This window comes from Klebsiella sp. BIGb0149, assembly GCF_004362605.1.
Classification (GTDB): Bacteria; Pseudomonadota; Gammaproteobacteria; order Enterobacterales; family Enterobacteriaceae; genus Klebsiella; species Klebsiella terrigena.
The window spans coordinates 47788-74072 of the sequence record NZ_SNYG01000008.1 but is presented as its reverse complement, the minus strand read 5'-3'; the positions used below and the strand labels follow the sequence as shown (position 1 = coordinate 74072).

General features: G+C 61.7%; 20 protein-coding genes. 11 read left to right on the top strand and 9 right to left on the bottom strand.

What is annotated here, in order from left to right:
- The first annotated feature begins 2 nt into the window (after window positions 1-2).
- On the top strand, window positions 3-1508 hold the full coding sequence (locus EDF75_RS23270; protein ID WP_123709837.1) for a CoA-acylating methylmalonate-semialdehyde dehydrogenase: 1506 nt from the start codon (window positions 3-5) through the stop codon (window positions 1506-1508).
- Between the two features lie 18 nt (window positions 1509-1526).
- Window positions 1527-2336: a 5-deoxy-glucuronate isomerase gene (iolB, locus tag EDF75_RS23265; protein ID WP_076946980.1), complete on the top strand. Its 810-nt coding sequence runs from the start codon at window positions 1527-1529 to the stop codon at window positions 2334-2336.
- 267 nt (window positions 2337-2603) lie between these two features.
- Here iolB and EDF75_RS23260 read toward each other — a convergent pair whose 3' ends face one another.
- Together EDF75_RS23260 and EDF75_RS23255 are read right to left on the bottom strand one after the other, a co-directional pair.
- On the bottom strand, window positions 2604-3461 hold the full coding sequence (locus EDF75_RS23260) for a MurR/RpiR family transcriptional regulator (RefSeq protein ID WP_045853281.1): 858 nt from the start codon (window positions 3459-3461) through the stop codon (window positions 2604-2606).
- A 149-nt stretch (window positions 3462-3610) separates the two neighbouring features.
- Entirely contained in the window at window positions 3611-5524 is a 1914-nt protein-coding gene (locus tag EDF75_RS23255) for a bifunctional 5-dehydro-2-deoxygluconokinase/5-dehydro-2-deoxyphosphogluconate aldolase (RefSeq protein WP_133601040.1), read from the bottom strand.
- A gap of 526 nt (window positions 5525-6050) precedes the next feature.
- Between EDF75_RS23255 and iolD the strand changes: the two genes are divergently transcribed.
- From iolD to EDF75_RS23210, 9 genes are all read left to right on the top strand, one after another.
- The gene (iolD, locus tag EDF75_RS23250; protein ID WP_133601039.1) at window positions 6051-7991 is read left to right on the top strand and encodes a 3D-(3,5/4)-trihydroxycyclohexane-1,2-dione acylhydrolase (decyclizing); all 1941 of its coding nucleotides are present in this window, start codon (window positions 6051-6053) and stop codon (window positions 7989-7991) included.
- A 48-nt stretch (window positions 7992-8039) separates the two neighbouring features.
- A complete protein-coding gene (iolG, locus tag EDF75_RS23245) occupies window positions 8040-9053 on the top strand; it encodes a bifunctional inositol 2-dehydrogenase/D-chiro-inositol 1-dehydrogenase (RefSeq protein WP_133601038.1) in 1014 nt (337 codons plus the stop codon).
- A gap of 42 nt (window positions 9054-9095) precedes the next feature.
- Window positions 9096-9980: a sugar phosphate isomerase/epimerase family protein gene (locus tag EDF75_RS23240; RefSeq protein ID WP_045853277.1), complete on the top strand. Its 885-nt coding sequence runs from the start codon at window positions 9096-9098 to the stop codon at window positions 9978-9980.
- 23 nt (window positions 9981-10003) lie between these two features.
- Window positions 10004-10903 carry a myo-inosose-2 dehydratase gene (iolE, locus tag EDF75_RS23235; RefSeq protein WP_045853276.1) on the top strand — a complete coding sequence of 300 codons (900 nt, stop codon included), beginning with the start codon at window positions 10004-10006 and terminating at the stop codon, window positions 10901-10903.
- A gap of 148 nt (window positions 10904-11051) precedes the next feature.
- Window positions 11052-12545, top strand: coding sequence for a sugar porter family MFS transporter (locus tag EDF75_RS23230; RefSeq protein ID WP_133601037.1), 1494 nt, complete (start codon window positions 11052-11054; stop codon window positions 12543-12545).
- A gap of 360 nt (window positions 12546-12905) precedes the next feature.
- Window positions 12906-13814: a dihydrodipicolinate synthase family protein gene (locus tag EDF75_RS23225; RefSeq protein ID WP_133601036.1), complete on the top strand. Its 909-nt coding sequence runs from the start codon at window positions 12906-12908 to the stop codon at window positions 13812-13814.
- Between the two features lie 14 nt (window positions 13815-13828).
- Window positions 13829-15796 (top strand): YjhG/YagF family D-xylonate dehydratase, encoded by a 1968-nt coding sequence (locus tag EDF75_RS23220; RefSeq protein ID WP_133601035.1) that lies wholly within the window; start codon window positions 13829-13831, stop codon window positions 15794-15796.
- A 359-nt stretch (window positions 15797-16155) separates the two neighbouring features.
- Entirely contained in the window at window positions 16156-17535 is a 1380-nt protein-coding gene (locus EDF75_RS23215; protein WP_133601034.1) for a glycoside-pentoside-hexuronide (GPH):cation symporter, read from the top strand.
- 12 nt (window positions 17536-17547) lie between these two features.
- Window positions 17548-19167, top strand: a complete 1620-nt coding sequence (locus EDF75_RS23210) for a glycoside hydrolase family 43 protein (RefSeq protein WP_133601033.1) — start codon at window positions 17548-17550, stop codon at window positions 19165-19167.
- A gap of 4 nt (window positions 19168-19171) precedes the next feature.
- On the opposite strand, the gene EDF75_RS23205 is transcribed toward EDF75_RS23210, so the two are convergent.
- The 7 genes from EDF75_RS23205 to ahr form a co-directional block, all read right to left on the bottom strand.
- A complete protein-coding gene (locus tag EDF75_RS23205; protein WP_133601032.1) occupies window positions 19172-19930 on the bottom strand; it encodes an IclR family transcriptional regulator in 759 nt (252 codons plus the stop codon).
- 132 nt (window positions 19931-20062) lie between these two features.
- On the bottom strand, window positions 20063-21373 hold the full coding sequence (locus EDF75_RS23200; RefSeq protein ID WP_133601031.1) for an ABC transporter substrate-binding protein: 1311 nt from the start codon (window positions 21371-21373) through the stop codon (window positions 20063-20065).
- Window positions 21366-22439: an ABC transporter ATP-binding protein gene (locus tag EDF75_RS23195; RefSeq protein ID WP_133601030.1), complete on the bottom strand. Its 1074-nt coding sequence runs from the start codon at window positions 22437-22439 to the stop codon at window positions 21366-21368. The genes EDF75_RS23200 and EDF75_RS23195 overlap by 8 nt, the downstream gene beginning before the upstream one ends.
- 5 nt (window positions 22440-22444) lie before the next feature.
- Window positions 22445-23269: a phosphodiesterase gene (locus EDF75_RS23190; protein WP_133601029.1), complete on the bottom strand. Its 825-nt coding sequence runs from the start codon at window positions 23267-23269 to the stop codon at window positions 22445-22447.
- Between the two features lie 10 nt (window positions 23270-23279).
- Window positions 23280-24167 (bottom strand): carbohydrate ABC transporter permease, encoded by an 888-nt coding sequence (locus tag EDF75_RS23185; RefSeq protein ID WP_133601028.1) that lies wholly within the window; start codon window positions 24165-24167, stop codon window positions 23280-23282.
- Window positions 24157-25029, bottom strand: a complete 873-nt coding sequence (locus tag EDF75_RS23180) for a carbohydrate ABC transporter permease (protein WP_133601027.1) — start codon at window positions 25027-25029, stop codon at window positions 24157-24159. The genes EDF75_RS23185 and EDF75_RS23180 overlap by 11 nt, the downstream gene beginning before the upstream one ends.
- 187 nt (window positions 25030-25216) lie before the next feature.
- The gene (ahr, locus tag EDF75_RS23175) at window positions 25217-26236 is read right to left on the bottom strand and encodes an NADPH-dependent aldehyde reductase Ahr (RefSeq protein ID WP_133601026.1); all 1020 of its coding nucleotides are present in this window, start codon (window positions 26234-26236) and stop codon (window positions 25217-25219) included.
- Between the last annotated feature and the right edge of the window lie 49 nt (window positions 26237-26285).

Below are 26285 nucleotides of genomic sequence, written 5' to 3'. Positions count from 1 at the left end.
ACATGACGATCACAGGAAACTTTATTGGCGGGCAGACCGTTACCAGCAGCAGCAATGAAACGATGCCGGTGTTTGACCCGGCGACGGGCAAAGTGGTGCGCGAAGTCACGCTCTCCACCGCCCAGGAGGTCTCTGACGCCATTCAGGTCGCGCGCGACGCGTTTGAAGGCTGGTCGCGCACCACGCCCCTGCGCCGTGCCAGGGTGCTGTTCAACTTTAAAATGCTGCTGGAACAACATGCCGAAGAGCTGGCGGGGATCATCGTGAGCGAGCACGGTAAGGTGTGGTCGGATGCGCTGGGCGAGCTGACCCGCGGCCTGGAAGTGGTTGAGTTTGCCTGCGGGATCCCGCACCTGATTAAAGGCGAGTATTCATCCGACGTCGGTACCGGCGTCGACAGCTATTCCCTGATGCAGCCGCTGGGCGTGGTGGCGGGGATTACGCCGTTTAACTTCCCGGCAATGGTGCCGATGTGGATGTTCCCGCTGGCGCTGGCCTGCGGCAACAGCTTCATCCTCAAGCCGCCTGCGCTGGCGCCTACCGCGGCGGTACGTCTTGCGGAGCTGCTCAAAGAGGCGGGCCTGCCGGATGGCGTCTTTAACGTGATCCACTGCAGCAACGAAGATGCTGAGCAGCTCTACACCGACCCGCGCATTGCGGCGGTCAGCTTTGTCGGCTCCTCCGGCGTGGCGGAGTATATCTACAAAACCGCCAGCGCTCACGGGAAGCGCGTGCAGGCCTTCGGCGCGGCGAAAAACCATGCGATCGTCATGCCGGATGCGGACCTCGATGCCACGGTGAACGCGATTATGGGCGGCGCGTTTGGGTCGGCGGGAGAACGCTGCATGGCGCTGCCGGTGGTGGTTGCCGTCGGCGATGAAACCGCGGACAAGCTGATTGCCCGCCTCCAGCCGCTGGTGCAGGCGCTGAAGGTCGGCCCTGGCTGCATGCGCGGCAAAGAAGAGAACGAAATGGGCCCGGTGGTTTCCGACAGCCATCAGAAAAAAGTGCTGGGCTATATTGATAAGGGCGTCAGCGAAGGCGCGACGCTGGTCGTCGACGGCCGTAAGCCGCGGGTGCCGGGTTACGATGAGGGTTACTATGTTGGCGGGACGCTGTTTGATAACGTGACGCCGGAGATGACCATCTGGCGGGAAGAGATTTTCGGGCCGGTGCTGGGGATTGTGCGCGTCGCCGACTATCACAGTGCGCTGGAGCTGGTGAACAGCCACGAGTTTGGCAACGGTAGCGCTGTCTTCACCAGCAGCGGTCATACCGCGCGTGAATTCGTCCATGACGTGCAGGCCGGGATGGTCGGGGTCAACGTGCCGGTGCCGGTACCGATGGCGTTCCACAGCTTTGGCGGCTGGAAGCGCTCGGTCTTCGGCGCCCTGAACGTCCACGGGCCGGACGGCGTGCGTTTCTACACGCGCATGAAAACCGCCACCGTCCGCTGGCCGGAAGGGCAGCAAACCGTATCTGAATTCAGCATGCCGACGTTAGGCTAATCGGCGAAGGAGAGCGCCATGTCGTTACTGGCTAAATCGCAAAAAGAGGGGCAGATCCAGCACATTACGCCGCAAAGCGCCGGCTGGCGCTATATCGGATTTGACGTCTGGATGCTGAAAAAGGGGCAGAGCGTGACGCTGGAAAGCGGCGAACGCGAGCTGTGCCTGGTGCTGGTTGCCGGGCTGGCTTCGGTCAAAACGACGAAGGCCGACTTCCCGGACCTCGGGCAGCGGATGTCGCCGTTTGAGCGCACGCCGCCGTGGTCGGTCTACGTGCCGCCGCAGGATAAAGTCGAGGTTACCGCCGATTCCGATCTCGAGCTGGCGGTCTGCAGCGCGCCGGGTAAGGGGAGCTTCCCGGCGCGGGTGATTCGCCCGCAGGACGTTGGCGTTGAGCATCGCGGCAAAGGGCGCAACCAGCGCCGGGTGCACAATATTCTGCCGGACAGCGCGCAGGCTGACTGCCTGCTGGTGGTCGAGGTCTACACCGATGAGGGGGCCACCAGCTCGTGGCCGTCGCACAAGCACGATACCGCGCTGCCGGGCCGCGAGACCCAGCTGGAGGAGACCTACTATCACCGCTTCGACCCGCCGCAGGGCTTTGCCTTCCAGCGCGTCTATACCGATGACCGCAGCCTGGATGCCTGCATGGCGCCCTACAACCACGACGTGGTGATGGTGCCGCGCGGCTATCATCCGGTGGCGGCGATTGCCGGCTATGACAGCTACTATTTGAACGTGATGGCCGGGCCGGATCGCCGGTGGCTGTTTAGCTGGGAAGAGGATCACGCGTGGATCAATAGCCCCGACTATCCTCGCCACGACTGATATGCCGTGAACGCGACGCAGGGCCGGTTAGATTTGCTAACCGGCCTTTTTTGTTGCCTGAGCGTTCCCGGTCGCGCGACCCGGGCCGACAACGGGCCGTAGGGGCGGGCGGGGCGAATTTGCACAATGTCGCCCGACTGGACGGGATGATAAGGCGTGCGGCGCCAGCCCGGATAAGGCGCCGACGCCGCCATCCGGGGAGAAGAGAGAACGTTTGGTCGTGGTCGCCCGGACGGGCGAGCGCGCCGCCTCCGGGGAGGCGGTGCCTCAGGCCTGCTGCTGGGCCTGCGGATCTTTACTGCTGTTGAGGGCCAGCGAAACCGCCAGCGTCTGGGCGAGGCAGAGCGAAGCCACCTGCGAGCGGAACCCGTCAACCTGGGCCTCGCGCACCACGAAGCAGACGTCGCTGAAGGCCGCGAGCGGGCTAACCTGGCTGTCGGTGATGGCAATCTGCCGCGCCTTGCGCTGAGCGCCGAGCTCAACCAGCTCAACCACCTCGCGGGCGTAAGGCGAGAAGCTGACCGCCACCACCACGTCTTTCGGGCCGACCAGGCTCAGCTGTTCGGTAAACATGCCGCCGAGTCCGTCGATCAGGAAGGCCTTGCGGTCAAGGTGGCGCAGGGCGTAGGTCAGATAGGAGGCGACGCTAAACGAGCGGCGCAGGCCGATAACGTAGATATTCTCCGCTTCCGCCAGCAGGGCTACCGCGCGCTCAAGATCGTCGCCCGAGGTCTGCATGGCAAGCTGCTGCAGCGCCTGGGTGTTGACCATGGTAAACATATTGAGAATTTCGGTCGGCGTTTCCGGCGGCGAGCTCTCATCGCTGGTGGTCTGGCGGAACAGGCGCGCGCGCTCGGTATAGTTGGCGGTCTCTTCCATCAGATGCTGTCTGAACATCTGCTTCATTTCGTTAAAGCCGCTGAAGCCAAAAGCGTTGGCGAAACGAATCAGGGTGGATGGCGGAACGTCGGCCTGCTGGGCAATAGAGGCTACGGTATCGAAAGCCACGCTATTGCTGTTATCCAGAATATAGCGCGCCACCTGTTTTAAGCGTTTGCTTAACGTCTCGTAGCGACGCCTGATCTCATCCTGCAGGATGGTAAGTTGGGTTGGATTATTGGCCATAAATTGCGCTCTGATGAAATGAAAGAAATATAACTTCCAGTGTACCAAATGAAGCGAATTTTTCATTTTTTGCGATGAAATACGCGATTCATTTCACGAAGAAAGCGAAAAAGCCCGCACCGGAGGGGGAAGGTGCGGGCTGAACAGGATTAGCCGCGGGCTTCGCGCCAGTAGCCGATAAGCGCCAGGTAGTTGCGTTTCACCTCATCGATCAGCGCCTCATCGCTAAGCTCGCCCTGCATCCAGCGGCGTGAAGGCTGACCAAAGATGGTACGCCCGACGGCAAAGCCTTTGATGATAGGGTGGTTCGCGGCCTCGGCGAATCCGGCGCGCAGGCGATCGGGCGGCGCGTCGAGGCCAAGGATCAGGATCCCGCGGCACAGGCTATCTTCGCGTTCGATCAGCGCGGCGATCTTCTCCCAGTTCGCGCTGGAGAGCGGCGGCAGTTTCCACCAGTCGGGCTGGATACCGAGCCGGTAAAAATGTTCCAGCATGGCGTAATAGTGGCGCTCGTCCTTATCCGGACCGCTTTCCGGCAGGATCACTTCCAGCAGCAGCTCGTGCCCGGACTTATTGCAGGCCTGCCAGACCTCCAGCAGCAGCGCATCCTGCTCGGCGCGCAGCGCCGCCGGGTCGGCCGGATGATAGAAGACCAGGCACTTAACCACCTGTTCCAGCGGCCAGTCGATCAGCTGAGAGCCGATATTACCGTGCTCAAGACGCAGCGGGCGAGAGCCCGGCAGCTCGATTGGCCGCCCGATCCACCAGCCTTTGCCGGTAATGGCGTTCAGCGCGCGCTGGCCGTAGGTGCCATCGGCGAGGATACCGCTGCGCCGATCGAGCCCGGCCTCCTGCGCCGCCGCTTCGGCTGCGGCCAGCAGCAGCAGCTTGAGCTGCGGGATGCAGGCCGTATCGCGACCGGTTTCCTGCACCAGTTCCGCCAGCTGCTTGCGGTGGTCAAAGGCGAAGATGCACAGCTCAGGCCACTGCTGGCGGCGGCTGGTCACCCGATGGAGATGGTTCAGGCGCGCGTCGAGGTCCGGGCGCGGGACCGATTCCGCGCGCAGCAGATAGTCATCCAGCTCCACTTTCGTCGGCATCGCCGGCGCGCAGCCGTGGCGAGAGACCACCAGCGCCCCGCAGGCGTTAGCGTAGCGGCAGGCCTGCTCCCAGCCCTCGTCGTTCAGCCAGCCGCGCAGCAGGCCGGACATAAAGGCATCGCCGGCGCCCAGTACGTTGAGCACCTCCACCCGCACGCCCTGCTGCAGCGGCACGCTGTCCCAACCGTCGGGGATCTCGCCTTCCAGCACCACGCAGCCCATCGGGCCGCGCTTGCACACCAGGGTGGCTTTAGTGGCGTGGCGGACGTTTTTCAGCGCCGTCAGCGTATCGGTGCTGCCGCCGGCAATATGAAACTCTTCTTCTGTACCGACCACTAAATCGAACAGATGTAGCACTTCCTGCAGCTGACGGGTGACGGAACCGGAAGCAATGAAACGCGTTTCACCGTCGCCGGGCGAGGTTAATCCCCAAAGAACCGGGCGATAGTCGATATCCAGCGCCGTCCGCAGGCCGTGGCGGCGGGCGTACTCCAGCGCTTTCAGCACCGCTGCGCGGGTGTTGGCATGCGAAAGGTGCGTACCGGTGATCGCCAGCGCCCGGGAGGAGGCGATGTACTCTTCCTTAATATCTTCCGGCGTCAGCGCCATATCGGCGCAGTTGTCGCGGTAAAAAATGAGCGGGAAGGTTTCCTGATCTTTAATCCCCAGCATCACCAGCGCGGTAAGGCGCTGCTGGTCGGTTATCAGGTATTCGGTATCGACCCCGGCACGGCTTAGCGTTTCCCGTAAAAAGCGGCCATTGTGCTCATCACCCACGCGGGCAAGCATTGCCGATTTTAATCCCTGAATGGCGGTGCCAAAGGCCACGTTGCCCGAGGAGCCGCCCAGATATTTAGAGAAACTGGCGACATCTTCCAGCCTTGCGCCAATCTGCTGGGCATAGAGGTCGACAGCCACCCGGCCAATACAGATGACGTCGAGCCGCTTTACTGCTGCATTCATAGCTAGGGTTTCCTTTTGCATGTCTGCTGTACGGAAGGGTCGATATCGACGAGGTCTCCACAAACAGCCTGAGAGTGAACGATTCCCCTTAGTTTGAGAAATAAATATTTCATTTGCAAATTGGATCGAAATTAAAAAACCAAAAGTGTGAGGGATCTACCACTCTGCGGCGCCGGGCACCATTATACAAAGGTTTGCCGGTGCCGGCTGCTCTTGCATGAAAAAGGGTGAGTAATAAGCATCTTTATACCTGATTTTTAAAAGGATATTGGCCTGTGGCGCGACGTGGAATGGGAGGCGGGTTGCGCGCCGATGTCGATGAAACGAGTGAAATGCGCCGAGAGTTTGATCCTTCTCGCAAAATGAAATGTTTTTTCTGTATTTATGTTTAATGAAAAAAATGTTTGCCTATAATCCAACAGTATTCCAGTGGCCGTTAACGATTTCCCTCTACCTCTTCCGGTATCGCCGCAGGGGCAAAAGCGCTAACCCACACACAAATACTGAACAATAAGGATTGTGCAACATGGGCAAACTGAGACTGACAATGGCGCAGGCGCTGGTGAAGTTCCTTGATAACCAGTATCTGGAAGTCGATGGCGAAGAGCATAAATTCGTCAAAGGTATTTTTGCCATCTTCGGCCACGGCAACGTGCTGGGGCTGGGCCAGGCGCTGGAGCAGGACAGCGGCGAAATGCGGGTATTCCAGGGGCGTAACGAGCAGGGGATGGCGCACGCGGCGACCGGCTTTGCCAGACAGTCTCTGCGCCGGCAGATCATCGCCTGCACCTCCTCCGTGGGGCCGGGCGCCGCCAACATGATTACCGCCGCGGCCACCGCGACCGCCAACCGTATTCCTCTGCTGCTGCTGCCCGGCGACGTCTTTGCGACCCGTCAGCCCGACCCCGTCCTGCAGCAGGTTGAACAGAGCTATGACCTGAGCATCAGCACCAACGACGCGTTTCGCGCGGTGAGCAAATACTGGGACCGTATTACGCGCCCGGAGCAGCTGATGAGCGCCTGTATTAACGCGATGCGCGTTCTGACCGACCCGGCAGAGACCGGCGCCGTGACCCTCTGTCTGCCGCAGGACGTTCAGGGCGAAGCCTGGGATTATCCGCTCTCTTTCTTTGCCCGACGCGTGCATCGGCTCGACCGTCGCCCGGCCAGCGCCGCGCAGCTGGCGGACGCGCTGGCGGCGATTAAGGCCAGCCGCAAGCCGCTGATTATCTGCGGCGGCGGGGTGAAGTACGCCGGTGCCGGCGAGGCGCTGTCCCGCTTTGCCGAACGCTACGGCATCCCCTTTGCGGAAACGCAGGCCGGGAAAGGCTCGGTGGTCTCCTCCCATCCGCTGAACGTTGGCGGGGTGGGCGAAACCGGCTGCCTGGCGGCCAACCTGCTGGCGAAAGAGGCCGACTTAGTGATCGGTGTCGGCACCCGCTTCAGCGATTTCACCACCGCCTCAAAATGGCTTTTCCAGCATCCCGGCGTGCGCTTCCTCAACGTCAACGTCAGCAATTTTGACGCCTGGAAGCTGGACGGGATCCCGCTGCTGGCCGATGCCCGCGAAGCGCTCACCGCGCTGGACGACGCGCTGGCGGGCGAGTCCTGGCAGGCGGAATGGGGAGCGCAGATCGACAGCGTTCAGAGCCGCCAGCTGAAAGAGACCCAGCGCGTCTATCAGGCGGTATGGCAGGAGGAGTCCTTCGTCCCGGAAATTGACGACCGCCTGGATCGCGATGCGGTGTACCGCGAATTCCGCCAGATCACGGATTCAACCTTAACGCAGTGCAGCGTGCTGGGCGTGCTGAACGAAACCCTGGCCTCCGACGCGGTGATCGTGGCGGCGGCGGGCAGCCTGCCCGGCGATCTGCAGCGCGTCTGGCGCAACCGGGCGACCAACACCTATCACGTTGAGTACGGCTACTCCTGCATGGGCTACGAGGTGAATGCCGCGCTGGGCGTGAAGCTGGCGCAGCCCCAAAGCGAGGTCTATTCGCTGGTGGGCGACGGCTCATTCATGATGCTGCACTCCGAGCTGGTCACCTCTTTACAGGAGCGCGCCAAGATCAACATCGTGCTGCTCGATAACATGGCCAACGGCTGTATTAACAACCTGCAGATCGAGCACGGTATGGACAGCTTCGGCACCGAGTTCCGCTACCGCTCGGCGGAGAGCGGGCGGCTGCAGGGCGGCCTGGTGCCGGTCGATTTCGCGACCATCGCCGCGGGCTACGGCTGCAAAACCTGGCGCGTCACCACCCTTGATGAGCTGCGCCAGGCGCTGGACGCCGCGCGTCGTGAAACGGTCAGCACGCTGATTGATATTAAAGTGCTGCCGAAAACCATGGTGCATAAGTACGGCAGCTGGTGGAACGTCGGCGTGGCCCAGACGGCGCTGTCCGAGCGGATCCGCAAAGTCGCAGAGCAGATTAATGAAAAACGCGCCGAGGCGCGGGATTACTAAAACAGAACACTTACCCTGAACCCTACAGAACCGCGGGAGAACACTATTATGTCACTCAGATTAGGCGTTATCGGCGCAGGCGCCATTGGTAAAGAGCATATCCGTCGCTGCACGCAGGTATTACAGGGGGCCACGGTGGTGGCCGTTTCGGACATCAATGCCGACAACGCGCGGGCGGCGGTTGCGCTGCCCGGCGTTCACGCTGAAGTCTACGCCGACGGCCACGACGTGATTAACGCCAGCGACGTTGACGCTATCCTGGTGACCTCATGGGACCCGACCCACGAAGAGTACACCCTCGCGGCGATTGCCGCCGGCAAGCCGGTATTCTGCGAAAAGCCGCTGGCGATGAGCGCCGAAGGCTGCCGCCGCATTGTCGATGCCGAAATAAAAGCCGGCCGCAGGCTGGTACAGGTCGGCTTTATGCGTCCGTACGATGAAGGCTACCTGGCGCTGAAAAAAGTAATTGATGACGGCGACATTGGCGCGCCGCTGATGCTGAAGTGCGCGCACCGCAACCAGAGCGTCGGCGAGAACTACACCACCGATATGGCGATCACCAACACCCTGATCCACGAGCTGGACGTGCTGCGCTGGCTGCTGAACGATGACTATCGCTCGGTGCAGGTTCGCTTCCCGCGCGCCACTTCCCACACCCACGCCCGGCTGAGAGATCCGCAGATCGTCTCGTTTGAAACCAAAAAAGGCGCCCTGATCGACGTCGAGGTTTTCGTCAACTGCCAGTACGGCTATGACATTCAGTGCGAAGTGGTGGGCGAAACCGGGATTGCGCGCCTGCCGGAACCCTCGGCGGTGCAGATGCGCAAGGCGGCGAACCTCTCAACCCCGATCCTCACCGACTGGAAAGACCGCTTTATCAAAGCCTACGACGTCGAGCTGCAGGCCTTTATCAACGACGTGCAGGCCGGCAGGCTGCAGGGCCCGTCGGCGTGGGATGGCTATGCCGCCTCCGTCGCCGCCGACGCCTGCCTGCAGGCGCAGGAAAGCACCGGGCCGGTCGCGGTCGCGCTGCCGGAGTGCCCGGCTTTCTATCAGCGCTAAGCGCGGCCGCGTCTGCGCAACCTATGCAAACAGGACTCGACGATGAAAATTGCCTTTGATGTGGATGTGATTAAAGACCTCGGGATTAGCGGGATGGTGCATCAGGTAGCGGAGTGGGGCTACCGCTATATTGAGCAGTCGCCGCACCCGCAGATTAACCCGTTCTATAAGCACCCGCGCGCCGGTCGCGAAGTGATTGCCGAGTACAGGCAGGCGCTGCGCGACACCGGCGTTGAGCTCTCTTCATTTATCTGCGTCTATCGCTGGTCGGGTCCGGATGAAGCGCGTCGCCAGGCGGCGGTGAAAAACTGGAAGCGGCTGATCGAAGTCGCGGTGGAGATGGGCGTCCAGGTGATCAACACCGAGTTCTCGGGCGATCCCAACCAGCCGGAGATCTGCGAAGAGATGTTCTATCGCTCGATGGAGGAGCTGCTGCCGATCTTTGAGCGCGAAGGTATTCGCGTCGAGATCCAGGCCCATCCGTGGGACTTCTGCGAAGAGAACAACGAAACCGTCGATATCGTGAAGTCGTTCCGCAGCGACAACGTGAAGTACGTGTACAGCGTGCCGCACACCTTCTTTTATGACAAAGGGAAAGGCGACGTGGAGAAGATGCTGCGCTACGCCGGCGACGATCTCTCCCACGTGCTGATCGCCGATACCCGCAACCATACCAGGCACTGCCGTTACATCGTTAACCCTCCGGGCGTTGATGCCGCCGTGCACCAGCACGTGGGCGTCGGCGAAGGGGACGTAGATTTCAACGCGCTGTTCCGCACGCTGCGCGAGATGAAATTTGCCGAACGGACGTTCAAAGTCGGCGGCGAGCCGATTGTGGCCGCCTCCCTGTTCGGCTACCCGGAGAAGATGAAGTACCAGGCAGTGGAAACCCGTGAACTCATCGAACGTGAATTGCTGCGTCGTTAAGACGCGGCGGCAGGAGCAACCTAATGAACAAAGATAATATCAAACTCGCTATCGCCCCGATCGGCTGGACTAACGACGACATGCCGGAGCTGGGCGGCGAAAATACCTTCCAGCAGATCGTCAGCGAAATGGCGCTGGCGGGCTTTAGCGGCAGCGAAGTCGGCAGTAAATACCCCCGCGATCCGGCGGTGCTGCAGCCGATGCTGGCGATCCGCGGTATCCAGATCTGCAACGCCTGGTTTAGCACCTTTTTTGCCGACGGGCAGCGCGAAAAAACCATTGATGAATTCGTTAACCATATGAATTTCCTCCATGCGATGGGGGCGAAGGTGATCGGCTGCTCCGAGCAGAGCGGCAGCATCCAGGGGCTGGACAAGCCGATTTTGGCCGACGCCAAGCCGTGCTTTAGCGAAGAGGAGTGGCAGCGGGTTGCCGAGGGCTACAACACCCTGGGGCGCCTGGCCGCGGAAAAAGGGATGCAGGTTTGCCTGCACCACCACATGGGAACCGGCGTTCAGACGACGGCAGAGATCGATAAGTTTATGTCGCTGGTGGATGACGGCGTCTTCCTGCTGTACGACACCGGCCACGCCTGGTACTCCGAAGGCGGCGAAGAGCCGATGCTGGCGATCCTCAAAAAATATCTGCCGCGTATCAACCACGTGCACCTGAAGGACGTGCGCCCGGCGGTGATTGAGCAGGTGCGCCGCGAGGGGCTTTCCTTCCTCGACGGCGTGAAGAAGGGCACCTTTACCGTGCCCGGCGACGGCACAATTGATTTCCGTCCGGTATTTAAGCTGCTGGATGATTTTGGCTACAAGGGCTGGATGGTGGTGGAAGCCGAGCAGGATCCGGCGCTGGCCAACCCCTTCGAATATGCGCTGAAGGCGCGGAAATATATTCGCGAAACGGCAGGAATTTAATCGTTGCTTCACTTCAGGCCATGCAGCAGCGTGGCCTGCTTTTTCCCGGCGCTGTGCGCTAATCAAATAAACACGTCAGTGAGGCCATCGCCTCTGCATTCAGACCAGAGCGGATCTCCCCCTACAAGGCAGGTTACTGGAGTCTTTTATGTCAAAGGAACAATATCTCACCCTCAACAGGGCCTCGGGGCCCAATAGCGACGCCCCGACCACGCCGTTTGTGAAGGTCGTTGCGCTGATAGCAACGCTCGGCGGTTTGCTGTTCGGCTACGATACCGGCGTTATCTCCGGCGCATTGCTGTTTATGGGCAATGAGCTGCATCTCACCCCGTTCACCACCGGCCTGGTGACCAGCTCGCTGCTGTTCGGTGCCGCGTTCGGCGCGCTGCTTTCCGGCTATATGGCCAGCGCGGCGGGTAGAAAGAAAATCATCCTCTGGCTGGCGGTTATCTTCGCCATTGGCGCCATCGGTACCGCGCTGGCGCCCGACGTGAGCTGGATGATTTTCTTTCGCCTGGTGCTCGGCGTGGCGGTAGGCGGCGCGGCGGCGACCGTGCCGGTCTATATCGCCGAAATGGCGCCGGCGAATAAACGCGGACAGCTGGTGACGCTGCAGGAGCTGATGATTGTCTCGGGCCAGCTGCTGGCCTATATCTCGAACGCCGGGTTCCACGCCGTGTGGGGCGGGGAGAGTACCTGGCGCTGGATGCTGGCGGTCGCCACGCTGCCCGCCGTGCTGCTGTGGTTTGGCATGATGTTTATGCCGGATTCGCCGCGCTGGTACGCGATGAAAGGGCGCCTGGCGGAAGCGCGCCGGGTTCTGGAGCGCACCCGCCGCAAAGAGGACGTCGAATGGGAGCTGATGGAGATCAGCGAAACCCTCGACGAGCAGCGCAATCTCGGCAAGCCGCGGTTCCGCGAAATTATGACTCCGTGGTTGTTTAAGCTGTTTATGATTGGCATCGGTATTGCCGTTATTCAGCAGCTTACCGGCGTAAACACCATTATGTACTACGCGCCAACGGTGCTGACGTCGGTAGGGATGAGCGATAACGCCGCGCTGTTTGCCACCATTGCCAACGGGGTGGTGTCGGTATTGATGACCTTTGTCGGCATCTGGATGCTGGGTAAAATTGGCCGCCGGACGATGACCATGATCGGCCAGTTTGGCTGTACCGCCTGCCTGGTGTTTATCGGCGCGGTGAGCTATTTGCTGCCGGAAACCGTCAACGGCCAGCCGGACGCGCTGCGGGCCTATATGGTGCTGGTGGGCATGCTGCTGTTCCTCAGCTTCCAGCAGGGGGCGCTGTCGCCGGTGACCTGGCTGCTGCTGTCGGAGATTTTCCCCACCCGCCTGCGCGGGATCTTTATGGGCGGGGCGGTGTTCTCAATGTGGATCGCCAACTTCCTGATTTCGCTCTTCTTCCCGATACTGCTGTCGTGGATTGGCCTCTCCGGAACCTTCTTTATCTTCGCCGGGATCGGCGTGTTTGGCGCGCTGTTCGTCATTAAATGCGTGCCGGAAACCCGCAACCGCAGCCTCGAGCAGATTGAGCACTATCTGCAGGACCGGCTTGATACCAGCGAAGAGCGCAGGGCCGCGCGTAAGATGTGGGCCGAATCCCAGGCGGATAAGGCCTAAGTCAGCGTTACCCCGGAAAATCCCCACAGGCGCCGCGCCGCCTGGCGGGGAGACGGGGCTGCGGGCCCGCGCTCCTGCAGCCCGCACCGGTGCCACGCGCCACCTCGGGTATTTTCTCCTCTCGCGCCGCCCCTGCAAGAACGACGGCCGGAGGATTTTCTCCGCCTCCGCCTCCGCTGCGCGGCGCTATAGATCAGCGCCGTTGCAGCATTATGTGATCCAGCCTGAAAAATCGGCACCTGCGTCCGCAACCCCATTTACCTTCCCTTTCCCGGCAGCATAGTATGATCGGTAAATAAACGAACGCTGTTCTATAATATAGAACAAAAATGTCGAGCAATGCATCAGCAAGGAGATCTCATGCAGCAGACCGTGCAGTTCTCGGGGATTATTCCGCCTGTTTCCACCATCTTTACCGCCGACGGCCAGCTTGATAAGCCGGGCTTCGCGGCGCTTATTGACGATACGATCGCCGCGGGCGTTGACGGCCTGTTCTTCCTCGGCAGCGGCGGGGAGTTCTCGCAGCTCGGCACCGAAGAGCGCAAGGCGGTTGCGGCGTTCGCCATTGGCCACGTCGATCGGCGGGTGCCGGTTCTGATTGGCACCGGCGGCACCAACGCGCGGGAGACCGTTGAGCTCAGCCAGCATGCGCAGGCGGCGGGAGCTGACGGCATTGTGGTGATTAACCCCTATTACTGGAAAGTGTCGGAACAGAACCTGATCCGCTACTACCAGCAGGTGGCGGACTGCGTGACGCTGCCGGTTATTCTCTATAACTTCCCGGCGCTCAGCGGCCAGGACCTGACGCCGGCGCTGGTCAAAACCCTGGCGGACTCACGCAGCAATATCGTCGGCATCAAGGACACCATCGACTCCGTGGCCCATCTGCGCAGCATGATCCTGACCGTGAAGGCGGCGCACCCGAATTTCTCGGTGCTCTGCGGCTACGACGATCACCTGTTCAATACGCTGCTGCTGGGCGGCGACGGGGCGATCTCGGCCAGCGCTAACTTTGCGCCGCAGCTGTCGGTGAAGCTGCTGCAGGCCTTTCGCGACGGCGACCTGGCGCAGGCGGCAAGCTATCATCAGACGCTGCTGCAAATCCCGCAGATCTACCAGCTCGATACGCCGTTCGTGAACGTGATTAAAGAGGCGACGGTCCTGTGCGGCCGGCCGCTGTCAACGCACGTGCTGCCGCCGGCCTCGCCGCTGAGTGAGGCCGGCAAGGCGCAGCTCAAAGCGCTGCTGCAACGGCTCAAGCTCTGCTGATACGGAAAAAGACGATGACCATCGACAAGATTTTCACTCCGCAGGACGATGCATTCTATGCGGTCACTACCCACGCCGCCGGCCCTCAGGGCGCGCTGCCGCTGACGCCGCAGATGCTGATGGAGTCGCCGAGCGGCAACCTGTTCGGCATGACGCAGAACGCCGGCATGGGCTGGGACGCCAACAAGCTGACGGGGAAAGAGGTGCTGATCGTCGGCACCCAGGGCGGCATTCGCGCCGGCGACGGCCGGCCGATCGCGCTGGGCTACCATACCGGGCACTGGGAGATTGGCCTGCAGATGCAGGCGGCGGCAAAGGAGATCACCCGCAGCGGCGGCATTCCCTTCGCCGCCTTCGTCAGCGATCCGTGCGACGGACGCTCCCAGGGCACCCACGGGATGTTCGACTCCCTGCCGTACCGCAACGACGCGGCGATCGTGTTTCGCCGCCTGATCCGCTCCCTGCCAACCCGGCGGGCGGTGATCGGCGTCGCCACCTGCGACAAGGGGCTGCCGGCGACGATGATCGCCCTGGCGGCGATGCATAATCTGCCGACGATCCTCGTGCCCGGCGGGGCGACGCTGCCGCCAACCTTTGGCGAAGATGCCGGAAAGGTGCAGACCATCGGCGCGCGCTACGCCAACCACGAGCTGTCGCTGCAGGAAGCGGCGGAACTCGGCTGCCGCGCCTGCGCGTCGCCGGGAGGCGGCTGCCAGTTTTTAGGCACCGCCGGGACCTCGCAGGTGGTGGCGGAGGCGCTGGGCATGGCGCTGCCGCACTCGGCGCTGGCCCCGTCCGGGCAGGACGTGTGGCTGGAGATCTCCCGCCAGTCGGCAAGGGCGGTGAGCGAGTTGGATAATCGCGGCATTACCACCCGCGATATCCTGACCGATAAGGCCATCGAAAACGCGATGGTGATCCACGCCGCGTTTGGCGGCTCAACCAACCTGCTGCTGCATATTCCGGCCGTTGCCCACGCGGCGGGCTGCACCATTCCCGACGTCGAGCGCTGGACGCGCATCAACCGCAAGGTCCCGCGGCTGGTCAGCGTGCTGCCCAACGGCCCGGACTACCATCCGACGGTGCGCGCGTTCCTCGCCGGCGGCGTGCCGGAAGTGATGCTGCACCTGCGCGATCTCGGCCTGCTGCACCTCGATGCTATGACGGTCACGGGCCAGACGGTCGGGGAAAACCTCGACTGGTGGCAGGCCTCTGAGCGTCGGCAGAAGTTCCGCCAGTGCCTGCTGGAGCAGGACGGCGTCGATCCGGATGACGTGATCCTGCCGCCGGAGCGCGCCAGGGCGAAAGGGCTCACCTCGACGGTGGCCTTCCCGGTGGGCAACATCGCGCCGGAAGGTTCGGTAGTCAAAGCCACCGCCATTGACCCGTCGGTAGTGGGCGACGACGGCGTGTACCGCCACACCGGCCGGGCGCGGGTATTTGTTTCGGAAGCGCGGGCGATCGGGGCGATTAAAAACGGCGAGATTGAGCGGGGCGATATCATGGTGGTGATCGGCGGCGGGCCGTCCGGCACCGGCATGGAGGAGACCTACCAGCTCACCTCGGCGCTGAAGCACGTGTCGTGGGGCAAAACGGTTTCGCTGATCACCGACGCGCGCTTCTCCGGCGTCTCGACCGGCGCCTGTTTTGGCCACGTGGCGCCCGAGGCGCTGGCGGGCGGGCCCATCGGCAGGCTGCGCGATAACGATATCATCGAGATCGTGGTTGACCGTCTTGCCCTGACCGGCAGCGTGAACTTTATCGGCACGGCGGAGGCGCGCCTGACGCCGGAGGAGGGCGCCCTGGCGCTGGCGGCGAGAGCGCCGCATCCGGATCTGCACCCTCACGATTTTTTACCGGACGATACGCGCCTCTGGGCCGCGCTGCAGTCGGTGAGCGGCGGCACCTGGAAAGGTTGTATTTATGATACCGATAAAATTATTGAGGTTATTAACGCCGGTAAAAAAGCCCTCGGCTTATAAATAATTAAGCGGTTAATTTTAGCCTGCGGAAAATATTCCGCGGGCGAATTTTAGTTGGCTTTAAAATCCTATTTATTGAGTATTTTGTTATTCAATAACTCGTTAAAAATAAAAGCTAAAAATATTTATTCAGTTTCCTCTTTATACCGACTTTAATCACAAAAACAAAAAAACATAATTCATAAATTAAAAATGGTCATTGCCGTAAAAACGAGCGGCTCATTACACTCTATTAACACGACAACGTGAATTAGGCACACGCATCACGGGTGTTTTCCTGACGACGCTGCGGGTATTTTTTTGCCCTCTTCAGGCCCCTGACGTTTGCATCATTCCACTCTCTGGGGTTGGGGATAAATATGCAATTAACCATGAAAGATAAAATTGGCTACGGGCTGGGCGACACCGCCTGCGGCTTTGTCTGGCAGGCGACGATGTTCCTGCTGGCCTATTTCTATACCGACGTCTTTGGGCTTTCCGCCGGGGTGATGGGCACGCTGTTCTTAATTTCGCGCGTGCTGGATGCCGTTACCGATCCGCTGATGGGGCTGCTGGTGGATCGCACCCGCACCCGCTACGGTCAGTTCCGCCCGTTCCTGCTGTGGGGGGCGATCCCGTTTGGCCTCGTCTGCATGCTGACCTTCTACACGCCGGACTTCTCCGCGCAGGGTAAAATCATCTATGCCAGCATCACCTATATCCTGCTGACGCTGGTGTACACCTTCGTCAACGTGCCCTACTGCGCGATGCCGGGGGTGATCACCGCCGATCCGAAAGAGCGCCACACGCTGCAGTCATGGCGCTTTTTCCTCGCCGCCGCCGGATCGCTGGCGATCAGCGGTATCGCGCTGCCGCTGGTGGGGATCATCGGCAAGGGCAACGAACAGGTGGGCTACTTTGGCGCGATGTGCGTGCTGGGGCTGACCGGCGTGGTGCTGCTGTACGTCTGCTTCTTTACCACCAAAGAGCGCTACACCTTTGAGGTGCAGCCGGGCGCTTCGGTGATGAAAGATCTCCGGCTGCTGTTCGGCAATACCCAATGGCGGATCATGTGCACCTTCAAAATGATGGCGACCTGTTCCAACGTGGTGCGCGGCGGGGCGACGCTCTACTTCGTCAAATACGTGATGGATCACCCGGAGATGGCGATGCAGTTTCTGCTGTACGGCAGCATCGCCACCATGTTCGGCTCGCTGGCCTCGTCGCGCCTGCTGGGGCGCTTCGATCGGGTGAAGGCCTTCAAAGGGATTATCGTCGTCTATTCGCTGTTAAGCCTGCTGCTGTTCTTTATCCCTGCCGAACAGATTGGGCTGATTTTCGCGCTCAACATCGTTTTCCTGTTCATCTTTAACACCACCACGCCGCTGCAGTGGCTGATGGCCTCCGACGTGGTGGATTACGAAGAGAGCCGCAGCGGCCGCCGCCTCGACGGCCTGGTGTTCTCCACCTATCTGTTCAGCCTGAAGATTGGCCTGGCGATCGGCGGCGCGGTGGTGGGCTGGGTTCTCGCCTTTGTGAACTACTCCGCCAGCAGCAGCGTGCAGCCGGTGGAAGTGCTCACCACCATTAAAATCCTGTTCTGCGTGGTGCCGGTGGTGCTCTACGTCGGCATGTTCATCATGCTCTCACTTTATAAGCTGAGCGACGAGCGCGTTGAGGCCATCAGCCGGCAGCTGCTTAAGCATCGCGCGGCGCAGAGTGAAGCCGTTCCCGGCGCCGCGGCCGCAGCATCTAACTAAGAGGGAGGAAATATGTATACGATTACTAACCCGATTTTGACCGGCTTCAACCCCGACCCGTCGCTGTGCCGGCAGGGCGAGGATTACTATATCGCGACGTCCACCTTTGAGTGGTTTCCGGGCGTGCGTATTTACCACTCGCGGGATTTGAAAAACTGGTCGCTGGCCAGCACGCCGCTGGATCGCGTGTCGATGCTGGATATGAAAGGCAACCCCGACTCCGGCGGCATCTGGGCGCCGTGCCTGAGCTACGCCGACGGCCTGTTCTGGCTGCTGTATACCGATGTCAAAATCGTCGACTCGCCGTGGAAAAACGGCCGCAACTATCTGGTGACCGCCCCATCCGTCGAAGGCCCGTGGAGCGAGCCGATTGCGATGGGCAACGGCGGCTTTGACCCGTCGCTGTTTCACGATAGCGACGGCCGCAAATACTACATCTATCGCCCGTGGGGGCCGCGCCACCACAGCGATCCGCACTGTAGCATCGTCATGCAGGAGTACTTCCCGCAGACGCAAACCCTGGCGAAGACGCGCAAAACCCTGTTTACCGGCACCGACCTGCGCTATACCGAAGGGGCGCACCTGTACCGCAAAGAGGGCTGGTACTACCTGCTGGTGGCGGAGGGCGGCACCGGCTACGAGCACGCGGTGGTGGTGCTGCGGGCGAAAAATATCGACGGGCCCTACGAGCTCTCTCCGGAGGTGACGCTGATGAGCAGCTGGCACCTGCCGGAGAACCCGCTGCAGAAAAGCGGCCACGGTTCGCTGCTGGAGACGCATACCGGCGAGTGGTATATGGCGTACCTCGTCAGCCGCCCGCAGCGCCTGCCCGGCGTGCCGCTGCTGGCATCCGGCGGGCGCGGCTACTGCTCGCTGGGGCGTGAAACCGGCATTACGCCCGTCGCCTGGCGCGACGGCTGGCCGGTTATCGAGGGCGGCAAGCACGCGGCGCTGACGGTGGCGGGGCCGCAGATGACCGAAAGCCAGGCGCCGGCTGAGCCGGCGTGGTGCGACGAGTTCGACGGCGCGACCCTCGACCCGGAGCTACAAACCCTGCGCATTCCCTTCGATGAGACGCTCGGCTCCCTCAGCGCCCGGCCGGGCTATCTGCGCCTGTACGGCAACGATTCGCTTAACTCCACCTTTACCCAGTCCACCGTGGCGCGGCGCTGGCAGCACTTTGCCTTCCGCGCCGAAACGCGGATGGAGTTTGCGCCGGAGAACTTCCAGCAGAGCGCCGGTTTAACCTGCTATTACAACAGCAAAAACTGGAGCTACTGTTTTGTCGATTTCGAAGAGGGGCGGGGCAGAACGCTGAAGGTGCTGCAGCTCGACCACAACGTGCCTTCCTGGCCGCTGCACGAGCAGCCGATCCCGGTGCCGGACGAGGTGCAGAGCCTGTGGCTGCGGGTGGACGTTGACCATCTGGTGTACCGCTACAGCTATTCGTTTGACGGCGAGAACTGGCACCGGGTGCCGATCGACTACGCGGCGTGGAAGCTGTCGGACGACTATATCGGCGGCCGCGGGTTCTTTACCGGGGCGTTCGTCGGCCTGCACTGCGAGGATATCAGCGGCGACGGCTGCTACGCTGATTTTGACTACTTCCGCTACCTGCCGGTAGAGGCGTAGGCCATCAGGCCGGGTAGCCCAGCGCTTTTGACAGCTGGCGCCCGGCCTCTTCCAGCTGCAGCCGGTAGCGGGTGAGCTCGTCGTCGTCCACCCGTGAGGTGAGGGTGGAGAGGCTCAGGGCGGCAATCACCCGCGATTCATGATTCCACACCGGTACCGCCACGCAGCGCACGCCCTGTTCGTTCTCTTCGCTGTCGAGGGCGTAGCCCCGGGAGCGGGTTTGCGCCAGGACATCCAGCAGCGCCTCGCGGGAGGTGATGGTCGCGGGCGTGAAGGCGGTGTACTGATAGCCATCCAGCAGGGTATTCAGCTCGGCGTCGCTCAGCCAGGCAATCAGCACCTTGCCGATGGCGGTGGCGTGCACCGGCAGGCGGCGGCCAATGCGCGAGTAGGCGATGGCGGCGAGCCGGCCTTCAATCTTTTCTATATAGACCCCTTCGCGGCCGTCGAGAATACCGAGATGGGTGGTCTGCCCGGTATGTTGGGAGAGTTCCGTCAGCCAGCCCTTCGCCTTCTGGCGGATATCCATTGAGCCCACCACAAAGTGGCCGCGCTCCACCAGCTTCATGCCGAGGCGGTATTTGCCGTTTTCCGGGTTCTGGTCGATATAGCCGTGCAGCTGCAGAGTTTTGAGCAGCGAATGGAGCGTGCTTTTGCTCAGGCCCATTTGCTTGCTGATGTCGGTGATTTTGAGCTCCTTCGCCTGGTCGTTAAACAGATCGAGGATCGTCAAGGCACGTTCAACAGACTGAATAATAGGCATTATGTACGACCATTCGCGCGGGGAGAGGGTGAAAAAGTACCTTTTTTGCGCTGAAAAATCAAACGGCTGGGGTGAAAATGCCTCGTCGCCCCGCTCGGCGCGGTGCGGCCGTCGGGGCGACGAGGTGGGGGCTTACTTTATCTCCGCGAGCGCGGTTTTATCCACGTACGGCTTCATCAGGGCATCGGCCTCTTTCTGCGCGGCCTGGGCCGCCGCTTCCGGGGTGACCTTCGCATCGTTGACGACCGCCGCCAGCTGGTTCTCCATCGCCTTACGTACGGCGACGGTTTCCCAGGTGGAGTACCACGGATGGGCGTATTTCAGCTGCTCCAGGGCGATGGCCGCGCGCGGGTCCTGCTGCAGATAGGCCTTCATTTCCGGCGTATCGTAGGCGGCTTTGCGCGGAGAGAAGTAGCCGGTGAAGCGGCTCCACTCGCCGTTGACCTGCGGGCTGACGAGGTAAGTGAGGAACTGATAGGCCGCCTTTTTCTGCTCGTCGGAAATGCCTTTAAAGCTCACAAGGCTGGCGCCGCCGATCGGTACCGCGCGCTGCTCTTTGGCCGGCAGCATCGCCACGCCGAGCTCGAAGTCTTTGCTGTTCTCGCGCATAAAGCCCAGCGCGCCGGTGCTCAGCATCGCCATCCCGACCTTGCCGGAGAAGAACGACGCGCTGATCTGCTTCGAGTTCAGCACGCCGGAGGGCATCACCTTGTCCTGATAGACCAGGTTCTGCCAGAAGCGCAGGGCGCCGATGGTGGTCGGGGCGTTGTAATAGACTTCGCCAGGGTAGTCTTCGTTAAAGTATTTCCCGCCGTTGGCGCGCACCAGCGCCGAGAAGATCCAGCCGCCGTAGTCGTCGTTGGTGGACGGCAGCATAATGCCCCACTGGCCTTTGCTCTCGTCGGTCAGCTTTTTGGCATCCGCCAGCATCTCGGCCCAGGTCTGCGGCGGCTGCTTGATCCCGGCCTGCTCGAACAGGGTTTTGTTGTAGTAGAGGATCGGCGTCGAGTTATGGAACGGAATGGCGTAAGTGGTGCCCATCACCTGGGCGTTTTTGTGCATCGCCGGCCAGAACTCGTTGACCAGGAAATCCCCGGCCTTCTGGTCGCCGTATTTGAACAGCTCGTCCATCGGCAGGATCTCATCCTTGAGCGCGAGGTCGGTGGTGAAGTTGGCGGACATAATCACCAGCGCCGGCGGCTGCCCGGCCTTCTGCGCCGACTCGGCTTTGATCTTGGTGGTGTCGTAGTTGCCGGTAAAGATCCCGCGCACTTCCACGTCCTGCTGCGAGTCGTTAAAGGCCTTGATGACGCGGGTCATCTCCATGGTCAGCTTGCCGTCTACCGGCGCCGGGAACATGAAATCGATCTTCTCTTTCGCCAGCGCCGTACCGCAGAGGGCAAGGCTAAGGCTGACGGTGATGGCCGCTAAGGGCTTAAGCATGGTCAATCTCCTGGAGTAAATTATGCTGTTTCTCAGCATGAAAAAGATGAATATCCCCGGGCGAGAAGCCGAGGATCAGCGAATCGCCTTTCTCCGGCACCGCGCCGCGATGGCGGCGGCTAAAGCGCAGGGTGCCGATGGGGGTGCTGACGTGGAGCAGGTAGTCGGCCCCCATCAGTTCTCGTTGCAGCACGGTGGCACAGAGGCGCAGATGGCCCTCTTCCACGCGATCGCTGATATGTTCCGGGCGGATGCCCAGCCAGACGCGGGACTCATCGCGATAGCGCGGCGGCAGCGGATGACGCAGCTCGCCGAGACGTACCTTGCCGTCGGCGCAGGGTAGCGACAGCAGGTTCATCGCCGGGGAGCCGATAAACCCGGCGACAAACAGATTGGCCGGGTGGGCGTAGAGGTGTTCCGGACGCCCGACCTGCTGCACGTGGCCGGCGTTCATCACCACGATACGGTCGGCCATCGACATCGCCTCGGTCTGGTCATGGGTGACGTACACGGTGCTGGTTTTCAGCTGCTGGTGGAGGTCCATAATGCTGTCGCGCACCTCGCTGCGCAGGCGGGCGTCAAGGTTGGAGAGCGGCTCATCCATCAGGAACAGCCGCGGATTGCGCACGATGGCGCGGGCCATCGCCACCCGCTGGCGCTGGCCGCCGGAGAGCTTCGCCGGCTTGCGATCCAATAGGGCGTCCAGCTGCAGCATCTGCGCGACGTTATCCACCCGCGGCTGCCAGCTGGCCTTCTCCTCCTTGCGCACCTTCATGCCGAAGGTGATGTTGTCGCGCACCGACAGATGCGGAAACAGGGCGTAGTTCTGGAAGATCATCGCGAAGTTGCGCTCGCGCGGCGACATATCGGTGATGTTCTGCTCGTGCAGCCAGATTTCACCGTCGCTGACCCGATCGAGCCCGGCCAGCAGGCGCAGCAGGGTGCTTTTACCGCAGCCGGAGGGGCCGACCAGCACCACGAACTCGCCTTCGTGAATATCCAGCGACAGGGCGCTGAGGGCCGGCTTGCCGTCGAAGCGTTTGGTGATATTTTGCAAACTCAGCATCGTGATTAGCGCTCTTGCGTCGGGCAGCTGATGTTTTCGTCATACAGCCACGGCCCGGCATAGTGCGCCAGCGAGTGCTGGTAGCTCACCCACTGCTCGCCCACCTGGCGATGCATCAGGCAGGAGGCCGGCGACATGTCGTAGTACGGGCGGGTATCTTCGTGGAAATAGGGCACCTGATGCACGGTTCCCGGCACGGTGGAGATAATCGCCTGGCGGTGCTGGGTCAGGGTCAGGCTGTGGTTGTGGCCGCAGAAAATGCGCGTCAGCGACGGGAAGCGCTCCACCAGCGCCAGCAGGCGATAGCCGTTTTCACAGGCGATGGGGTCCATCTGGGCGTTGCCCAGCGGCAGCGGCGGGTGATGCATAAATACCGTCGCCGGCTTATCGCCGCCGTCGAACAGCTGGGCTTCCAGCCATTTAATGGTCTCGTCGGTCAGCCAGCCGCTGGAGGTGCCGGCGCGGCTGGAGTCGATAAATAGCAGGCGGGTGGCAAAATCGTCCACCGCATAGCGCATGTTCTGCGGATCGCTGCCGAGCTGCGGGCACAGCGGATGCAGGTATTCGAGAAACAGCGCTTTGTCGTCGTGGTTGCCGGGAATGAGATACAGCGGGTAGTTCAGGCCGCTGAGGATCTGGCGGGCCGCCTCGTACTCCTCCGGGCGGCCGCAGTTGACGATATCGCCGCTGACCACCACCGCGTCCGGACGCTCCTGCAGGGCGTTGAGCTGGGAAACCACGTCGGCGTTGGCGGCATTAACGTCGATAAAGCCGTACAGCTTCTGGCCGTGGCTGCGGAAGTGGGTATCGGAAATTTGCGCTAACAGCATCAATAACTCCTTATTTGATCCCGGAGAAGCCGAAGCTTCGCAGGAACTGTTTCTGGAAAAGGATGAACGCCAGCATCAGCGGCAGGCAGACCATCAGCGTCCCGGCGCCGATGGTGCCCCACTGGCCGCCGGATTCGGCGCCCATGGCGAAGGAGACCAGCCCCACGGTCAGCACCTGCTTATCGGGATCGTTGAGCATCATCAGCGGCCACAGGTATTCGTTCCAGTGGTAGGTAATGCTGACGGTGGCGAAGGCCAGCACCGACGGCCAGGACATCGGCAGCAGCACGCGGAACAGCACCTGCCACCAGCGGCAGCCCTCCATCAGCGCGGCCTCCTCCAGCTCTTTGGGGATGGCGAGGAACGCCTGGCGCATCAGGAACACGCCGAAGGCCGAGGTGAAGTAGGGCATCATCACCCCGGTGAGGGTGTTGAGCAGGCCGAAGGTTTTCAGGGTCAGCATGTTCGGCACCATCATCACCACCGGCATGATCATCAGCTGCACCAGAAACAGCAGGAACAGGGTCTGCTTGCCGCGGAACTCGTGGCAGGCGAAGACGTAGCCGGCGGTGGTGATGGTCAGCAGCTGCACGCAGAAGGTGCCGAAGGTGAAGATAATGGTGTTGGCGTAGAGGCTCAGCCAGTCGGCGCTGGCCCAGGCGTCGCGGAAGTTATCAAGGGTCAGCGGCAGCCTGGGGAGCAGCGAGGCCATATCCTCACCGAAGGTGGTGGCGCTGAACGAGGTTGCCAGCATCCAGATAAACGGGCTCACCCACAGCAGCGCCAGGCAGCACATCAGCACGCTGAGGGTGAAGGGCTGCGAACGGCGCAGGCGCAGCCACAGCGGACGCGAGGCACCCGACGAGCGCACGGCCAGGGGCGAGATTTCAGCGCTCATGGTGGGCTCCTTTTTCCAGCAGTCTGAGGTTAAGCAGCGAGAAGGCGAACAGCCCGGCCAGCGTCAGGAAGGTGGCGGCGGAGGCTTTGCCGAGGTCGTGGGTATCCCAGGCCAGGTTCTGGATGTAGTAGAGCAGCACGGTGGTAGCGTTGTCCGGCCCGCCGCGGGTCATCACCGCCACGTGGTCAATCTGGGTGATGGAGTAGATCAGCGCCGTGGTGATGACGAAGCTCAGAGTCGGGCGCAGCAGCGGCAGGGTGACTTTAAAGAACATCTGGCTGCGGGTGGCGCCTTCCATAATCGCCGCTTCGCGGGCCGAGGCCGGGATGCTCTGCAGGCCGGCGAGGAAAAACAGCATGTAGTAGCCGGCAAACTTCCACACCCCAATCAGCGCCAGCGCCAGCAGGGCGGTGTTGCTGCGCCCCAGCCAGTTGTTGTTCATCGGGCCGACGATCTTCGCCAGGTAGTGGTCGAGCAGGCCGAGGCCGGGCATAAAGATAAACAGCCACAGCGCGGCGGCGCTGACCATCGGGATAATCATCGGGAAGAAGAAGGCGGTGCGCAGCCAGCGGTTGACGCGGTGGTTTTCGCTCAGCGCCACCGCCAGCAGCAGGGCGAGGGTCACGCCCGGCACCACCGTCAGCAGGATATAGAGCAGGTTGTTGGCCAGCGACTGCCAGAAGACGCTATCGGCGAACAGGCGGGTGAAGTTATCGAGGCCGACGAACTGCGCGCCGTCGCTGACCATCCGGGTATCGAACAGGCTGTCGTAGACCGATCGCCCCAGCGGGAACCAGGTAAAGAGCAGTAAAAACAGCAGCGAAGGTGACAGTATCAGCCAGGGGAGCCAGCTTTTTCTCATAACGGCGACGTCTCAATCGGGCATTGTCGAAGCACGGATTGTGAGAAGCTTTGACTGCAAAAGTATGGCGGGAAGATGACTATTTAATGACCGGGGGCGGAGCTGCCGGGTAGACGGGCCGCCCGGCGGAGAGGTTACAGACCGGCGCTCAGGTAGCGTACATGCGGCCTGAGCGCGGCGGAGATCGTCAGAAGTCGGCTTTCAGCACCACCCGATAGCGGGCCTTGCCTTCGCGCACGTGCTTGAGCGCCTCGTTGATTTGCGACATCGGGAACTGCTCGGTGATCGGCGCGACCTTGCTGCGCCCGGCGAATTTCATCAGCGCGCGCAGCTCGGACGGGTTGCCGGTCGCCGAACCGGAGATGCTGAGGTCGCCGCGGATCAGGGTAAAGGCGGGTACCGGGAACGGCTTCATCACCGCGCCGACGGTATGGAATTTGCCGCTGTAAGCCAGGGCTTCGAAGTACGGCTGCCATTCGAGATCCACCGCCACGGTGTTAATGATCAGGTCGAACTGGCCGGCCAGCGCTTTTAGGGCTTCAGGATCGCGGCTGTTGACTACGCGATCGGCGCCCATCGCCAGTACTTCCTGCTCTTTCGCCGGGTTGGAGCTGAAGGCGGTGACCTCCGCGCCCATTGCCCGCAGCAGCTTAATAGCGATGTGGCCGAGGCCGCCGATACCGATGACGCCGACGCGGCTGGTGGCGGTGACGTTGTGCATCAGCAGCGGTTTAAACACCGTAATCCCGCCGCAGAGCATCGGGCCGGCGGAGGCGATATCAATACTTTCCGGTAGCGGGATCACCCACTGCCAGTCGGCGCGCAGCTTATCGGCGAAGCCGCCGCGGTTGGCAATGGTTGGCACCGAGCCTTCCAGACATTTGATCTGGTGGCCGCTGATACAGGCGTCGCAGTGCCCGCAGCTGCGCGCCGTCCAGCCGATGCCGACCTTCTGGCCGACCTTCAGCCCTTTCTCCTGCGCCGCGCTGCCCAGCGCCGCGACGCGGCCAATGATTTCATGCCCGGCAACCAGCGGGTAGCTCGACATGCCCCATTCGTTGTCGATCATCGACAGGTCCGAGTGGCAGATGCCGCAGTACTCCACCTGGACCTCGACATCTTCCGGCCGGAGTTCGCCGGCGTCGTATTCCCACAGCGACAGATCGGCGCCCGCTTCTTTGGCGGCGTAGCTTTTAATTATGCTCATGACGGTTTCCTTGGGTTTGGCGTAGATAATCAGGAAGTGTAGAGCATTG

Coding starts and splice junctions, on each gene's coding strand:
- EDF75_RS23270 (WP_123709837.1), top strand. CDS start 3: ATGACGATCACAGGAAACTTTATTGGCGGGCAGACCGTTACCAGCAGC.
- iolB (WP_076946980.1), top strand. CDS start 1,527: ATGTCGTTACTGGCTAAATCGCAAAAAGAGGGGCAGATCCAGCACATT.
- EDF75_RS23260 (WP_045853281.1), bottom strand. CDS start 3,461: ATGGCCAATAATCCAACCCAACTTACCATCCTGCAGGATGAGATCAGG.
- EDF75_RS23255 (WP_133601040.1), bottom strand. CDS start 5,524: ATGAATGCAGCAGTAAAGCGGCTCGACGTCATCTGTATTGGCCGGGTG.
- iolD (WP_133601039.1), top strand. CDS start 6,051: ATGGGCAAACTGAGACTGACAATGGCGCAGGCGCTGGTGAAGTTCCTT.
- iolG (WP_133601038.1), top strand. CDS start 8,040: ATGTCACTCAGATTAGGCGTTATCGGCGCAGGCGCCATTGGTAAAGAG.
- EDF75_RS23240 (WP_045853277.1), top strand. CDS start 9,096: ATGAAAATTGCCTTTGATGTGGATGTGATTAAAGACCTCGGGATTAGC.
- iolE (WP_045853276.1), top strand. CDS start 10,004: ATGAACAAAGATAATATCAAACTCGCTATCGCCCCGATCGGCTGGACT.
- EDF75_RS23230 (WP_133601037.1), top strand. CDS start 11,052: ATGTCAAAGGAACAATATCTCACCCTCAACAGGGCCTCGGGGCCCAAT.
- EDF75_RS23225 (WP_133601036.1), top strand. CDS start 12,906: ATGCAGCAGACCGTGCAGTTCTCGGGGATTATTCCGCCTGTTTCCACC.
- EDF75_RS23220 (WP_133601035.1), top strand. CDS start 13,829: ATGACCATCGACAAGATTTTCACTCCGCAGGACGATGCATTCTATGCG.
- EDF75_RS23215 (WP_133601034.1), top strand. CDS start 16,156: ATGCAATTAACCATGAAAGATAAAATTGGCTACGGGCTGGGCGACACC.
- EDF75_RS23210 (WP_133601033.1), top strand. CDS start 17,548: ATGTATACGATTACTAACCCGATTTTGACCGGCTTCAACCCCGACCCG.
- EDF75_RS23205 (WP_133601032.1), bottom strand. CDS start 19,930: ATGCCTATTATTCAGTCTGTTGAACGTGCCTTGACGATCCTCGATCTG.
- EDF75_RS23200 (WP_133601031.1), bottom strand. CDS start 21,373: ATGCTTAAGCCCTTAGCGGCCATCACCGTCAGCCTTAGCCTTGCCCTC.
- EDF75_RS23195 (WP_133601030.1), bottom strand. CDS start 22,439: ATGCTGAGTTTGCAAAATATCACCAAACGCTTCGACGGCAAGCCGGCC.
- EDF75_RS23190 (WP_133601029.1), bottom strand. CDS start 23,269: ATGCTGTTAGCGCAAATTTCCGATACCCACTTCCGCAGCCACGGCCAG.
- EDF75_RS23185 (WP_133601028.1), bottom strand. CDS start 24,167: ATGAGCGCTGAAATCTCGCCCCTGGCCGTGCGCTCGTCGGGTGCCTCG.
- EDF75_RS23180 (WP_133601027.1), bottom strand. CDS start 25,029: ATGAGAAAAAGCTGGCTCCCCTGGCTGATACTGTCACCTTCGCTGCTG.
- ahr (WP_133601026.1), bottom strand. CDS start 26,236: ATGAGCATAATTAAAAGCTACGCCGCCAAAGAAGCGGGCGCCGATCTG.